Source organism: Sphingomonas sp. CFBP 13603, assembly GCF_014892665.1.
Classification (GTDB): domain Bacteria; phylum Pseudomonadota; class Alphaproteobacteria; order Sphingomonadales; family Sphingomonadaceae; genus Sphingomonas.
In genome coordinates this window covers 108,001-122,905 of sequence record NZ_JADBIA010000004.1, presented here as the reverse complement: position 1 = coordinate 122,905, position 14,905 = coordinate 108,001, and the positions used below count along the sequence as shown (strand labels likewise).

Below are 14,905 nucleotides of genomic sequence, written 5' to 3'. Positions count from 1 at the left end.
CGGGAGGATGATTATGGGCAAGCGGATGTTCGCCGGCACGATTTCCATGGCGGCGTTATGCTGTGCGACCGCCGCGTCGGCCCAGAGCTATGGTCCGTTCAACGTCGCGGCGCCTGCTGGTGGCGACAGCCTCAATACGGCGATCGGTGGCGATAGCGCCAGGCCGATCGACGCGCCGAACTGGACACTGTCGGGGTGGATCGAACCCAGGACGGTCCGCGACGGCATCGTGCCCGTTGCGGGGTTCGGCGATATCGCGAACGGACCGCGCCGCTATCTCGGGCTCGACAAGGGCCGCCCGAGCCTGATCACCGAAGCCGGCACGGTGATCGCGCCATCGCGGATCGCGGCCGGCAGCTGGCATCACGTCGCGGCGACGGTCGAGCAGGGTCAGGCGCGCCTGTACGTCGATGGGCGACAGGTCGCGCAGCGCCGGATGACCACGGCACCCGTGCCATCGGCCGCGACGATCGCGCCGTTCGGCGGGCGGGTTTCGGGCTTTGCGATGGAGGGACGTGCGCTCGACGCGGGTGCGGTGAAGGCGCTCGCCACGACCAAGCCGGGCGCGTCGATCGTCTATCAGGATGCGAGCCCGGCATGGCCGGTTCAGGTGCGTCAATCGCTTGGCCAGACCACCCCGCAGGATGCCTGGACCCGGCCGGTGTCGAGGGGCCCCTTCCCCGCGCCCGTCGCCAAGCCACTCCCGACCGAACCCGCGATCGCACCGCTGCATGCCGGCGCCTGGACGGTTGCCGGCTGGCGGCTGGCCGAAGCGCCGAAGGTGACCGCACCCGGGGCCACGCTCAGCCGTGTGGGGTTCGATGCGTCGAACTGGTACGTTGCGACGGTGCCTGGCACGGTACTGACGACGCTGGTGGATCGCGGTGTCTATGCCGACCCTGCGTTCGGTTTGAACAACATGACGATCCCCGAAAGCCTGGCGAAACAGGATTACTGGTACCGCACCGAGTTCGACGCACCCGCCGCGACCGCGGGCAAGCGACAGATGCTCAATTTCGACGGCGTGAACTACAGCGCGGAGGTGTGGCTGAACGGCGCACCGATCGGCACGATGAAGGGTGCGTTCGTGCGCGGCCGGTTCGACGTGACCGGCAAGCTGCTGCCCGGCCGCAACGCGGTCGCGGTGAAGGTGTCGCCGCCGCCGCACCCGGGGATCGCGCAGGAAGAGTCGCTGACGTCGGGCGTCGGCGAGAATGGCGGCATGATGATGCTCGACGGCCCGACCTTCGTCGCGACCGAGGGGTGGGACTGGATTCCGAGCATCCGCGACCGCAACATCGGCCTGTGGCGCGGCGTGACCCTGACCGCGACCGGCGCAGCAATGCTAGGCGATGCGCAGGTCGTGACGACCTTGCCCAAGGCGGACAACAGCGTGGCGGCAGTCGAGATCGGCGTACCCGTCGCGAACCATTCCGCGGGACCGGTGAGCGCCACTGTCCGCGCGGCATTCGACGACGTCGTCGTCGAGAAGCAGGTGACGCTCGCGCCCGGCCAGACCGCCAACGTCGTGCTGAAGCCTGCGGACTTCCCGCAGCTTATGGTGCGCAATCCGAAGCTCTGGTGGCCGAACGGCTACGGCGCCCCTGCCCTGCACGACCTGACCCTGACCGCGTCGGTGGACGGCGCGGCGAGCGACGCCAAGCACGTCCGCTTCGGCATCCGGCAGGTCACGTACGACATTTCGCTGATGGACAAGGACGGCGACCTCGAACGGGTCGGCATCGACCTGTCGAAGGCCCGGCAGCGCGGCGAGCGGATCGTCGACGGCTCGCATACCGGCATCCGCAAGGTCGCCAATGGCTGGGCCGCGAGCCTCGTGCCGGGCGCCGAGACATCGCCTGCGGTCACCCGGATCAAGGATCAGGACGGCCTGACGCCGTATCTGGTGATCCGCGTCAACGGCGTGAAGATCGCGGCGCGTGGCGGCAATATCGGCATGGACGACTTCATGAAGCGCGTCGACCGGACGCGGCTCGAGCCGTTCTTCAAGTTGCACAAGGACGCGCATCTCAACATCATCCGCAACTGGGTCGGGCAGAACACCGAAGACACGTTCTACGATCTGGCAGACGAATACGGCCTGATGATCCTCAACGATTTCTGGGAATCGACGCAGGACTACAACATCGAGGCGCAGGACCCGGCGCTGTTCATGACCAACGCGACCGACGTCGTGAAGCGATACCGCAACCACCCGTCGATCGTCGTGTGGTTCGGCCGCAACGAGGGCGTGCCGCAGCCGATCCTCAACGAGGCGCTGGAGACGCTGATCGACAAGGAGGACGGCACGCGGCTGTACATGGGGTCGTCCAACCGGGTGAACCTGCAGAACTCCGGGCCGTATAACTGGCGCCCGCCGGTCGAGTATTTCACCGAGCATGCCAAGGGTTTCTCTGTCGAGAGCGGCACCCCGTCGCTGCCGACGCTGGAGGCGTGGAAGCGCGCGATGGCGCCTGCCGATCAATGGCCGATCAGCGATGCGTGGGCGTATCACGACTGGCACCAGACCGGGAACGGCGCGGTGAAGACGTATATGGACGGACTCGCCACGCGCTTCGGCCCCGGCACCAGCCTCGAGGATTTCGAGCGCAAGGCGCAGATGATGCAGTATGAATCGTACCGCGCGATCTTCGAGGGGATGAACGCGAAGCTGTGGACGGAGCATAGCGGCCGGATGCTGTGGATGACGCAGCCCGCCTGGCCGTCGTCGGCGTGGAACATCTTCAGTTCGGACTATGACACGCAGGCCTCGTTCTACGGCGTGAAGAAGGCGTCCGAGCCGGTCCATGTCCAGATGAACCTGCCCGACTGGAAGGTCGTGCTGGTCAATAACGGGCTGGCGTCGCTGCGGGGCGTCACGGTGAAGGCGAAGGTGGTCGGACTCGACAACCGGACGATCGCCGAGAAGTCCGCGACGATCACCGCTACCGGCGAGGCGGCGAGCGATGCGTTCACGCTGGATCCCAAGGCGGCGACCGCGAACGGCGTCGCGCTCGTCCGGCTGGAGGCGAGCGATGCGGCAGGCAAGCTGTTGTCGACCAACTTCTACTGGCAGGCGGCGAACGACGCGCAGTTCCAGGCGCTGAACGGTCTCGCGGCGGTGACGCTCGACACGGCATCGGCGACGCGGGTCGACGGCGCGGACACCGTGACCATTGTGACGTTGCGCAATACCAGCGCGACGCCCGCGATCGAGACCAAGCTGACGGTGATGAACGCCGACGGCACGCAGGTCCTGCCCGCCTATTTCAGCGACAACTACGTATCCCTGCTGCCGGGTGACGTACGCACCGTCGAGATCCGCTATCCGACGGACAAGGCTTCCGCCGCGCATGTCGCGCTGCGTGGGTGGAACGTTGCAGGAGGGATGGTACGATGAAGGCGCTGGTATTCGTCGCGGCGGTGCTCGGTGCGACGCCCGCCGTGGCGCAATCCGTCGTTTCGCCCGATGGGCGGATCGCCGTTACGCTCGGAACCAATGCGGCGGCGCAACCGACCTACCGGGTCGCCGTGGCCGGACGCGAAGTCGTGGCGCCCTCGACGCTGGGGCTCGAGTTCGAGCGATATGCCAAGCTGTCGAACGGGTTGAAGGTGACCGGCGTCGACCGGCGGCGCGGCGAGGATCGCTACACCTTGCGTGCCGGCAAGACGTCGTCGGTCGCGGAGCGGTATAACGAGATCGTCGTCCATCTCGCCGAGGCCGATGGCAAGGCGCGACGGCTCGACGTGGTCATCCGTGCGTACGACACCGGGACGGCGCTGCGCTATGTCGTGCCGATGCAGCCGAACCTGACGTCGCTGCGGATCGTCAACGAACTGACGCAGGTCGCCTTCCCCGCGGATTACGACTGCACCGGGCTCAACCTCGGCACCTTCGGGACCAGCCATGAGGGCGAATATGATCCGGTGAAGGCGGCGGCGATCCGCCGGCACAATATGTACGAACTGCCGCTGGTCTGCCGCACCGGCGAGGGCGGGCCGACGCTGGCCTTCGCGGAGGCCGACGTGACCGGATGGCCGACGATGTACCTGACCGGCACCGAAACCGGCGCGCTCGGCGTCGACACCAAGCTGTCGCGGCGGATCGACGAGCCGGGGATCGCGGTGAAGGCGGACGTCGGGACCGGCATCCGGTCGCCGTGGCGGGTGATCATGGTCGGCGCGAACCCCGGCACGCTGATCGAGAACACGCTGCTCACCAGCCTGAACCCCGCGCCGAAGGGGGATTTCAGCTGGGTGAAGCCCGGCAAGACCGCGTGGGACTGGTGGTCCGGGCCGATCCTGGCGAGCGTGGCCAAGGCGGGCACCAACGACGCGACGATCCGCGGCTATATCGATTTCGCGCAGTCGATGACGCTACCGTACATGATGATCGACGACGGCTGGTATGTGAACAGCGGCGACGGCGGTACGCTCAATCCGGGGGCCGACCCGACCAGGCCGATCGCCGGCGTGAACCTGCCCGCGCTGGTCGACTATGCCCGCAAGCGCGGCGTCGGGCTGATCGTGTGGATCCACTGGAAGCTGCTCGATACCGACATGGAGCGCATCCTCGCGCAGGTCGAGGCGTGGGGGATCAAGGGCATCAAGGTCGATTTCATGGACCGCGACGACCAGGAGATGATCGCCTATTATCACCGTCTCGCCGAGGCGACCGCGCGGCATCACCTGCTGCTCGACCTGCACGGCGCGACGCATCCCTGGGGGATGACGCGGACCTGGCCGAACTTCCTGACGCAGGAGGGCGTGCTGGGGGCGGAATACAACAAATGGACGCGGCGAATCACGGCGCGGCACAACGTGACGCTCGCCTATACGCGGATGCTCGGCGGGCCGATGGATTATACGCCCGGCGGGTATCGCAATCGTACGCCGGCGACGTTCGCGCCGCATCCCGTGGGCCCCGAGGTCCAGACGACGCGCGGGCAGACGCTCGCCATGTACGTCGTGTACGAAAGCCCGCTCGGCGCGATCGCGGACAGTCCCGATGCGTATCGTGGCCAGCCGGGGCTCGATTTCCTCTCCGCGGTGCCGGCGACGTGGGACGAGACGCGGTTCCTGAGCGGCGAACTCGGCGAGCACATCGCGCTCGCAAGGCGGCGCGGCAAGACCTGGTATGTCGGGGCGATGACCGATGCCGCGCGGACGATCACGCTGCCGCTCGGCTTCCTCGGGACCGGCCGTTATCGCGCGCGGACCTGGAGCGACGGCGCGACCCCGACCGACCTCGTCACCGCGACCCGCACGGTGACCGCGCGCGACACCCTGACCTTGACACTGGCCGCGTCCGGAGGCGCCGCCGCCATGATGGAGCCTGTTCGATGACCATGACGACATACGCCCGGATCGCCCTTGCCGGCATGATCGCACTGACCGGCACGGCAGCGACCGCGCAGACCGACGCCGACAAGCAGCGCGAGGCGCAGGCGGCCGAGACTCGGCTGCACGAGGACTGGGCGTGGCTGGGTCGCTATCAGTCCGCCAACGCCGCGTTGCCCAAGCCCGGCAACCACCGCGTCGTCTTCATCGGCGATTCGATCACGCAGGGGTGGTTCGACATGGTCCCGTCGTTCTTCGCCGACGACCGGATGGGTCGCGGGATCGGCGGGCAGACGACGCCGCAGATGCTGTTGCGCTTTCGGCAGGACGTCGTCGACCTCCACCCGGCGGTGGTCCAGATCATGGGCGGCACCAACGACATCGCCAGCAATACCGGGCCGATGACGCCCGAGCAGACCAAGGCGAACATCATGTCGATGGCCGATCTCGCGCGCGCCAACAACATCCGCGTGATCTTTGCCTCGATCCCGCCGGCGGACCGGTTTCCGTGGCGGCCGGGCCTGGCGACGGCACCGAAGATCGCCGCGATGAACGCATGGCTGAAGGACTATGCCGCGAAGATCGGCGCGACCTATGCCGATTACTGGGGTGCGCTGCACGATGGCGACGCGACGCGTGCCTCGCTGACCTATGACGGGGTACATCCGAACAAGGCAGGCTATGCGGCGATGGCACCGGTCGCCGAAGCCGCGATCCGCGCCGCGCTCGCCAAGCCGGCCCCGCGAGGCCTGCGATGATCCTGGCGCTGGCTTTGGCCGCCGCGCCGGTCGTCCGCACCGATGACGGACCGGTCCGTGGCCAGGCAGTGCCCGGCGGAACGAGCGTGTTTCGGGGCATCCGGTTCGCGAAGGCACCCGCGGGGCCGCTCCGCTGGCGTGCGCCCCAGCGGCCCGCAAAATGGACCGAGCCGGTCGACGCGGTCGCCGAGCATGCTGCCTGTCCGCAAGGCGATTACGGCGAATGGAACCGTACGGCCGCGCAGCATGGCTCGGAGGATTGCCTGTTCCTCGACGTCCGCACGCCGGCGCTGTCGCCCGCCAAGCCCCTGCCCGTGCTGGTCTGGATCCACGGCGGCGCCAACCGAGGCGGCGCGGGCAGCGGCACGGTCGAATCCACGATCACCGACCGCGGCATCGTTCTGGTCAGCATCCAGTACCGACTGGGCGCGCTCGGGTTCCTGTCGCACCCCGCGCTCAGCCGCGAACAGGGCGGGCATTCGGGCAATTACGCGCTGATGGACCAGCAGGCCGCGCTCGGCTGGATCAAGCGCAACATCGCGCGGTTCGGGGGCGATCCGGCGCGCGTCACGATCGCGGGTGAATCCGCCGGAGCGCAGGACGTCGCGCTCCACCGGCTAGCACCGGCATCGCGCGGCCTGTTCGCGCAGGCGATCGAGGAAAGCGGCACGCCGGGCTTCGGCGTGGCACCGCGCAGCCTTGCGCAGAACGAGCGGCTGGGATCGCTGATCGCCCAAGCCGCCGGGTTGCCCGAGACCGCGACGGCGGCGCAACTCCGTGGCTTGCCGGTCGACCGGTTGCTCGCGGTGCAGGACAAGGTCGACGTTCCCGATCTCGACGACGACAGCTTCATCTGGTTGCAGGCTGTGGTCGACGGTCGCGTCCTCACCGACACCCCCGCGCATCTGCTGGCGAACGGCCAAGTCGATCGTGCACCGCTGGTGATCGGCGTGAACGCGCGCGAACTCGGCTTGCATGGTGGCCGCCCCGCAGCCGAAGCGACCGTGCGCAGCGAGTTCGGTGCCAACGCCGGCAAGGCGCTTGGCCTCTACGGGCTCAACCCCGGCGGCAAGCCCGTCGACGATCCGCGCCTCGGCGACGTGACCGCGCAGTTGGCGACCGATCTGACGTTCCGCTGCCCGACCGCCGCCGTCTCGAAGGCGCTGACCCGCGTCGGCGTGCCCGTCTGGCAATACCAGTTCGACTATGCCCCGCCCGGCGGCACGGTAAGCCATTCGAGCGAGATCGGCTATCTGTTCAACCCGCCGAAACCCGGACAGCCGCCGTTGCAGGCCTATTGGGTGAACTTCGTTAAGACGGGGAACCCGAACGGTGGCGCACTCCCGCAATGGGCCCGATATTCGAATGGCACGCGGGACTATATGGCGTTCGACCAGACCGGGCCGGTGTCGCGCCGGGATCTGCGCGGCGCCATTTGCGGCCTACGCGATACGCCCTGACCGGATCAGCTTTTGATCAGGATCGCATCCGACGGCAGGATGCGATCGAGGAACGGCAGGATCGCGGCGCCCACCGCAGGCGCGTCCAGCGACAGGCTGGCGCGCTGCATCGGTGCGGTTGCCGGCATGTTGGGCGCTGCGACGCGAAGCTTGCGGTGGGTGTCCGCCGCCAGTCGATCGAGCACGTCCGCCGGCAGCCGCCCGCCGAACAGCACCGCGGCGGGATTGATGAGACAGTTCACCGCGGTGATTGCAGGCACCAGCGCACTCGATGCATCGTCGAGCCATGCATCGACATGCGGCGCGAAGGCGTCGGGGAATGGCTGCGTCGGATCGATCCCGGGCTGCATCACGCCGGCCTTTTCCAGACGCGTGGTCAGCGCCGACAGCGACACGACATCCTGAAGCACGCGCGTCGCATCGTCCGCCAGCGGGAGAAAACCGATCTCGCCGCTCCGTGCGTTGGCGCCGCGATAATAGGCGCCGTCGATCACCAGGCCGCCGCCCAGTCCTGCGCTGACCAGGACGTAGAAGAAGCTCGCATGATCGTGACCATCGCCGAACTGCGCTTCGCCGATCGCCGCGGCGGCCGCGTCGTTGTCGACGTGGATCGACCACGGCACGACGTCGGCGAGCAGCGTCGGCAGATCGACCGCGCCCCACGCCTCGTAGCCCGCCGGGCGGTGGGGCAGCGCGACCCGGCCGAGATCGTCGGGCAACGCGATACCGACGCCGAGCACCCGGTCCATGCCGATGACGCCCGTCTCGCGGATCGCGGCGATCCCCGCGCGGATGACCTCCACCACGTCGCCGGGCATGGCGAACGGCACCTGGCGCGTGAAGCGCGAGCGGACGACGCCCGCCAGGTCCAGCGAGACCAAAGTCACGTGATCCCGGTCGATGTTCAGCCCGATCGCAAAGCAGCCATCGGGATTGATCCGCAAGCGTACCGCAGGCTGGCCGCGGCCGCCCGTGCGCCGACCCGCATCGATGATGAGATCGGAGTCGAAGAGCCGCCCGGTGATGTTGGCGATGGTCGGCGCGGTGAGGTTGGTCATCGCCGCGATCTCGGTTCGCGTGATATCCGGATGGCGGCGAATGACCTGCAGCACGACCCGCTGGTTGTAATCGCCGGCGCGCGCCAGATTGGTGCCGGACAGACTGGGGCCAAGCCTTACCGCGCGCTCGTCCGCGGTGACGCCACCGTAGCTCGACGGCTCGAAATCCGAGAAATCCATCGGCTTGCTCATGCCCCAGCGTGCGCGAACGGCGCGATCGTCTCGACGTGATCGGAAGCGGACTGGAAAGCCGACATGGAGGTACCAACCGCCGCCACGGCATATGCTTTCGCGCGATAGGTCACGACATTCCCTCCCGACTTCGTGCGCAATCCCGATCGGCGACCGCGTCGCTCGTATCCGGAATGCCCACCCCGACGCCGCCGTCATACGACACCGGTGCGCTGATGTACGCCGATCGCAGCTTCTCACCGTCTCGAACTTGCGCGAGTTTCGAGTAATCACGCGGGACGGTCAATAAAGAAATCAATTTTCTTATACTAGATTGGTCCTCGTCGGTGGGTGTCGACATCGTCTCTTGTCCAATGCCGATACCTCCAAATCCCGGGTCAAACCGGTCGCACCGATGTCAGAAGACGGCGATCAGCGAACGATGTGCAGTTGTTGCAGCATGAACGCCTGCCACTCGGAATTCTGGCGGTAGCGTTCGAACCGTCCCGACTTGCCGCCGTGTCCCGCCTCCATGTTGACGCGGAACAGCAGCGGGTTTGTGTCGGTCTTGAGTTCGCGGAGTTTGGCCACCCATTTGGTCGGCTCGTAATATTGCACCTGGCTGTCCCACAGCCCGGTGCCGACATAGAGCGCCGGATAGGCCTTCGCCTTGACGTTGTCGTACGGCGAATAGCTCAGCATGTAATCGTACGACGCCTTTTGCGCGGGGTTGCCCCATTCGTCGTACTCGAACGTGGTCAGCGGGATCGACGCGTCGAGCATCGTCGTCACCACGTCGACGAACGGCACCTGCGCGATGATCAGCTTGTAGTCGGCCGGCGCCATGTTCGCGACGCCGCCCATCAGCAGCCCGCCGGCGCTGCCGCCCATCGCCGCGACGCGGTCCTTCGCGGCATATTTCTGCGCGACGAGATAGCGGGTGACGTCGATGAAGTCGGTGAAACTGTTCTTCTTGTTGAGCAGATGCCCGTCATCATACCAGCCGCGGCCCATTTCCTGCCCGCCGCGGATATGTGCGATCGCATAGACCACGCCGCGATCGAGCAGGCCGATCCGGCCCGGATCGACTGCCGGGTCGCTGGAGATTCCGTAGCTGCCATAGGCATATTGGAAGAGCGGTGCGGTGCCGTCTCGCTTTGTGCCCTTGGCATAGACCAGCGACACGGGGATCCGCGTGCCGTCACGCGCGGGCGCCCAGACGCGTTCGGTGACGTATTTCGCGGGATCATAGCCCGGCACCGGCGCGACCTTCAGCACGCGGCGCTCGCCGGTCTTCGCGTTGACCTCGTAGGTCGTGGTCGGCGTCACGAGCGAGCCATAGGTGTAACGCACCCACGGCGTCGCGGTCTCTTCGTTGACGTCGAGCGACATCCGATAGGCGGGCTCGTCGGCGGTCACCGGGGTCGACTTGCCTGCGTCGTTCAGCACGCGGATCATGCGGTTGCCGCCTTCGCGCTGGTCGATTGCGACGAAGCCGTCGAAGGGCTTGAACCCCTCGATGAAGACCGTGTCGCTGGCCGGAGTCAGGTCGCGCCATGCCGTCGTTCCTTTCGCCAGATCGGCGTCGGCGACGGTGACGAGCTTGTAGTTCTTCGCGGCCTTGTTGGTGCGGATGATCCAGCGATTGCCGATGTGATCCGCGCTGTAGCGGAACTCGCGCGCACGCGGTGCGACGATCGTGAAACTGGTCGGGGCCGCGGCCGGCGCGCAGCGTTGCTCGTCGCTGACCGTGCTGCTCACGCCGATGCAGACGAACTTGTCGTCGGCCGTGCGGGAGACGCCCATCGAATAGGTGTCGTCCTTCTCCTCGTACAGCAGCCGATCGCTGGCGACGGGCGTGCCGAGGACGTGCGCCTTCACGCGGTAGCCGCGCAGCGTGACCGGGTCCTTCTCGACGTACAGCAACGTCTTGTTGTCGTCCGCCCAGACGACGTTCGGCTCTATGTTCGAGACGGTGTCGGCGATCGTCGCACCGGTTGCTAGGTCCTTGACCTTGAGCACGTATTGGCGGCGCCCAACGGTATCTTCCGCCCAGGCGACGCGGGCGTTGTCGGGGCTCACCGCCCAGTCGCTCAGCGCGAAGAAGCTGTGTCCCTTTGCCATCGCCGGCTCGTCGAACAGCGTTTCGGCGGGCGCGGTGCAGCTGCCTTTGCGCCGTTCGAGGATCGGGTAATCCGCCCCGGTCTGGAACCGCGAGCCGTAGTAATAGCCGTTCTTCGTGTACGGAACCGAGCTGTCGTCCTGCTTGATGTGGGAGACGGTCTCTTCGTAGAGCTTGGCCTGGAGTGGCTTCAGCGACGCGAGTTGCGCATCGGCGTAGGCGTTCTCCGCGGCGAGATAGGCGAGCATCGCCGGGTTCTTCCGCGTGTCGTCGCGCAGCCAGTAATAATCGTCCTCGCGCGCGCCGTTGGGCGAGGTCACCTGGAACGGCTTTTTGGCGACGCGCGGCGGCTGGACCTGTGCGACCGCTGCGGTCGAGACCAGCGCCACGCCGGCCAGCATCATGTACCGTATCGTCATTGTGCAACTCCCTGTGCCGGCGTCGTTGCGCCTGCCGGTTTCCGGTATCGATCGAACCAGGCGATGATCGCCGACGCTTTCGCCGCCGATTGCGACGGGCGAGCGGCGAGGCCACCGTGGCTGGCGCCCGGCACCTTCACCAGCGCGGTCGGAACGCCGCGGATCTGGAGCGCGGCGTAATATTGCTCGGACTCGCTCACCGGCGTCCGGTAATCGTCGCCGCCGACCACCACCAGCGTCGGCGTCTTGACGTTGCCGACCAGGCTCAGCGGCGAGCGGTTCCAATAGCTCATCGGATCCTCCCACGGCAGCTTGGTGAACCAGTAGCGCGAGGTGAACAGCGTGTTGTCCATCGTCAGCGCCTCGCTGATCCAGTTGATCACCGGCTTCTGCGTCGCGGCGGCCTTGAACCGGTCGGTCTTGCCGACGATCCATGCGGTCAGCAGCCCGCCGCCAGAGCCACCGGTCACGAACAGATTGTCCGGATCGGCGGTGCCGTCCTTGATCGCCGCGTCGACCGAGGCGATCAGGTCGTCGTAATCCGCGGCAGGGTAGGTCTTGTCGATCAGGTTGGCGAACTCGGCGCCGTAGGAGGTCGAGCCGCGCGGGTTGGTCCAGAGCACCGCATAGCCGGCGGCGGCGTAGAGCTGCATGTCGGTCGCGAAGCCGGGGCCGTAGGCGGCGTTCGGGCCACCGTGGATCTCGAGGATCAGCGGTACGCGTTGACCTCCGGCACGGCTCGGCGGGGTGGCGAGCCATGCGTCGATCGGGCGACCATCGGGTGCGGTCACTGCGATCTTGCGGACCTGTGCGAGCGCCTTCGATCCGGTCAGCACGGCGTTGAGCGTCGTCAGGCGGCGCGGTTTACCGCCCGCCAGCACCCAGACGTCGGCCGGCGCGCTCGCATCGCCACCGGTATAGGCGATCGTGCCGCCCTTCGAGACGGAGAACTCGCCGCCGGTATAGGGCCGGTCGAGCCCGCCGCCCGCGACATTGTCGATCAGCGGCGTGACGCGACCATCGACCCCGACGCGGGCGACGCGGCGCTGGCCGTGGTCGTCGTAGCTCGCATACAGGCTGCGCCCGTCGGTGGACCACACCGCGTCCTCGATCGCGCGGTCGAGTGTCGCGGTCAGCGAGCGCGGCGAGGCGGCGTCGCGGTCGCCGACATAGAGCTGCGTGTTCTCGTAGCTGCGGCGCTTGTCGTCGAAGCCGAGCCACGCGATCTTCGAGCCATCCGGCGACACGCGTGGCTGCGCATCGGGACCGTCGCGCGTGGTCAGCGTCCGGATCGTGCCGCTCATCGCGTCGACCGCGATCACGTCGGAGTTCATCACCTGGCGGTCGGCGGCCGGCCCGCGGATCGCGGCGAAGACGATGCTGCGGCCGTCGGGCGTCCACGACAGCGGGCCGCCATCGTCGAACTTGCCGTATGTGAGCTGCCGCGCCGCGCCCCCGTCCGCGCCGACCACAAAGAGGTGGTCGTAGCCCGGCTTCACATAGCCCGGTCCGTCGTTGCGGTAGTTGACCCGGTCGATGATCGTCAGCGGCTCGGCCCATTTGGCACCCTCGGGCTTGGGCGGCTGCGTGCCGAGCTTGGTCCCCTCGCCTGCTACCGTGGCGATATAGGCGAGCTTGGTGCCGTCGGGCGACCACGCGAGCGCCTGCGGATCGCCGGGGAAGCTCGTTACGCGCGCACTCGTCGAACCACTTAGCCAGCGGACGAACAGCTGCGATCCCTCGCCGTCGCGCGCGGCATAGGCGATCCGCGCACCGTCAGGCGACCAGCGCGGGCTGCTGCCGTCGGTGGCGAATGGCGTCTGGCGACCGCTCGCGACGTCGATCAGCCAGAGCGAGGACTGCATCGTGTCGGTCATCACGTCGCCGGTGCGGCGGACATAGACGATCGTCTTGCCGTCCGGGCTGATCTGCGGATCGGCCGCGATCGTCAGGCCGAACAGGTCGCTCCCGGTGAAGCTGCGCGTCGGGCCATCAGGTACAGGGGCAGGTACCGGCGCGGTCTGCTGTTGCTGGGCAAAGGCCGGCGTCGCCGCGAGCAGGAGGAAGGCAAGGGTCAAGCGCAACGAACGGCTCCTTCGATTGAACCGCGTTACGATGACACATTATCACGTGGAGGCAAGCGGTACGAACGTGACCGGCAAACCGTCCTTCGGCCGCGGGATCGGGAACACCTGCCACGCGTCACCGCTGCCCGCCGCCGCCTCGATCCGGTAGCGCAGGAGCAGATGCGCGATCAGCAGGCGCATCTGCATCGTCGCGAAATGCAAGCCGATGCACATATGCGCGCCGCCGCCGAACGGCACCCAGGCGAACCGGTGGCGGCCCTTCGATGCCTCGGGCGTGAAGCGGAGCGGGTCGAACTTGTCGGGATCGGGCCAATGCTCGGCCATGCGGTGCGTATAGGTGATGCCCGTGCCGACGCTCGTCCCGGCGGGAATGTCATAGCCGCCGAAGCTGAAATCCTTGAGCGCGCGCCGCGGGATCGACGGGACGGGCGGCATCATCCGCAGCGATTCCTTGAACGCGTATTCGGTGAGGACGAGCCGATCGAGTTGCTCGGTCAGCGGCACGGCCGGATCAAGTGACGCGACCTCTTCGCGCAGCCGCTCCTGCCACTCCGGGTTGCGCGCGAGGAGCATCACCAGGCTGGTCGCGGACGAGGTGATCGTGTCGTGCGCGGCCATCATCAGAAAGTTCATGTGGTCGGCGATCGCCAGCGCGGACAGCGGCGCGCCGTCGTCATCGGTCGCGCGGCAGAATTGCGAGAAGAAATCCTGGCCGTTTCCGGTGCGTCGTGCCGGGATCTCGCGTTCGAAGAAGTCGACCAGATACGCGCGGGCGCGGACGCCTTTGCGCATCTGCGTGCCGGGCCAGGGTTTGCGGATCGGCGAGACGCTCGCTTGGACCTCGTCGACGAACGCCTGGTTGATCCGGTCCGCCTCCGCGCCGAGCGGCACGCCGAGGAAGCTGGTCGCAGCGAGATCAAGCGTGAGCTTCTTGACCGCGTCGTAGAATCGCAAGGTCTGCCCGGCCCAGCCGCCGATCGCGGCCTCAATCCCGGCATCGAGTTCGGTCGCGTAATGCCGCATCGGTTCGGGCTTGAACGCGACCGACAACGCCTTGCGGTCGGCGCGATGCTTGTCGAAATCCATCAGCATCAAGCCGCGCGGGAACAGCATGTTGAGTAGCGGCCCCCAGCCCTGTTCGGACGAGAAGATCTTGTCGCGATCGAACAGTACCAGTTCGTTCGCATCGGGGCCGAGCAGGTTCACGCCGGTGCCTCCGAGCGCGCGGTTGCGATAGATCGGGCCGTATCGTGCGGCCATACCTTCCGAAAACGCGATCGGATCCGCCAGCAATTTGAAGGTGTTGCCGAAGAACGGCAGGCCATAGCTGCCGGGGATGTGATCGAGCGCGCCTTTTTGCTGACGCGGGAGCCAGTGCGGACTGGCGTTCTGCAACACGGCGTGGCTCATCGACAAATCCTCAGCGACATGCCGGCTTGGCAAGTCCCGGATACCGGCATAACTATTGTTCTGCAACCGGGGCGCGGATC

The 14,905-nt window shown here is 67.2% G+C and carries 8 protein-coding genes; 4 read left to right on the top strand and 4 right to left on the bottom strand.

Annotated features, from left to right (window positions below; translation table 11 throughout):
- Positions 1-13: 13 nt before the first annotated feature.
- Genes IFR23_RS08315 through IFR23_RS08300 form a run of 4 tightly spaced genes read left to right on the top strand, consistent with a single transcriptional unit; the run spans position 14 to position 7,558 of the window.
- Positions 14-3,400, top strand: coding sequence for a glycosyl hydrolase 2 galactose-binding domain-containing protein (locus IFR23_RS08315; protein ID WP_192975474.1), 3,387 nt, complete (start codon positions 14-16; stop codon positions 3,398-3,400).
- Positions 3,397-5,346 (top strand): glycoside hydrolase family 97 protein, encoded by a 1,950-nt coding sequence (locus IFR23_RS08310; protein ID WP_192975473.1) that lies wholly within the window; start codon positions 3,397-3,399, stop codon positions 5,344-5,346. The genes IFR23_RS08315 and IFR23_RS08310 overlap by 4 nt, the downstream gene beginning before the upstream one ends.
- A gap of 2 nt (positions 5,347-5,348) precedes the next feature.
- A complete protein-coding gene (locus IFR23_RS08305; protein WP_192975688.1) occupies positions 5,349-6,098 on the top strand; it encodes a GDSL-type esterase/lipase family protein in 750 nt (249 codons plus the stop codon).
- A complete protein-coding gene (locus IFR23_RS08300) occupies positions 6,095-7,558 on the top strand; it encodes a carboxylesterase/lipase family protein (protein ID WP_192975472.1) in 1,464 nt (487 codons plus the stop codon). Before IFR23_RS08305 ends, IFR23_RS08300 begins: the two co-directional genes overlap by 4 nt.
- A 5-nt stretch (positions 7,559-7,563) precedes the next feature.
- Here IFR23_RS08300 and IFR23_RS08295 read toward each other — a convergent pair whose 3' ends face one another.
- From IFR23_RS08295 to IFR23_RS08280, 4 genes are all read right to left on the bottom strand, one after another.
- The gene (locus IFR23_RS08295; protein ID WP_192975471.1) at positions 7,564-8,808 is read right to left on the bottom strand and encodes an ROK family transcriptional regulator; all 1,245 of its coding nucleotides are present in this window, start codon (positions 8,806-8,808) and stop codon (positions 7,564-7,566) included.
- 411 nt (positions 8,809-9,219) lie between these two features.
- Positions 9,220-11,328, bottom strand: coding sequence for a S9 family peptidase (locus IFR23_RS08290; RefSeq protein ID WP_197978356.1), 2,109 nt, complete (start codon positions 11,326-11,328; stop codon positions 9,220-9,222).
- Positions 11,325-13,412 (bottom strand): alpha/beta hydrolase family protein, encoded by a 2,088-nt coding sequence (locus IFR23_RS08285; RefSeq protein WP_192975470.1) that lies wholly within the window; start codon positions 13,410-13,412, stop codon positions 11,325-11,327. Before IFR23_RS08285 ends, IFR23_RS08290 begins: the two co-directional genes overlap by 4 nt.
- A 42-nt stretch (positions 13,413-13,454) precedes the next feature.
- A complete protein-coding gene (locus IFR23_RS08280) occupies positions 13,455-14,825 on the bottom strand; it encodes a cytochrome P450 (protein ID WP_192975469.1) in 1,371 nt (456 codons plus the stop codon).
- Positions 14,826-14,905: the final 80 nt, after the last annotated feature.

Bases quoted from the DNA above. Each gene is read 5' to 3' on its own strand.
- IFR23_RS08280 (WP_192975469.1), bottom strand. From the start codon at position 14,825: ATGAGCCACGCCGTGTTGCAGAACGCCAGTCCGCACTGGCTCCCGCGT.
- IFR23_RS08315 (WP_192975474.1), top strand. From the start codon at position 14: ATGGGCAAGCGGATGTTCGCCGGCACGATTTCCATGGCGGCGTTATGC.
- IFR23_RS08300 (WP_192975472.1), top strand. From the start codon at position 6,095: ATGATCCTGGCGCTGGCTTTGGCCGCCGCGCCGGTCGTCCGCACCGAT.
- IFR23_RS08310 (WP_192975473.1), top strand. From the start codon at position 3,397: ATGAAGGCGCTGGTATTCGTCGCGGCGGTGCTCGGTGCGACGCCCGCC.
- IFR23_RS08295 (WP_192975471.1), bottom strand. From the start codon at position 8,808: ATGAGCAAGCCGATGGATTTCTCGGATTTCGAGCCGTCGAGCTACGGT.
- IFR23_RS08290 (WP_197978356.1), bottom strand. From the start codon at position 11,328: ATGACGATACGGTACATGATGCTGGCCGGCGTGGCGCTGGTCTCGACC.
- IFR23_RS08305 (WP_192975688.1), top strand. From the start codon at position 5,349: ATGACGACATACGCCCGGATCGCCCTTGCCGGCATGATCGCACTGACC.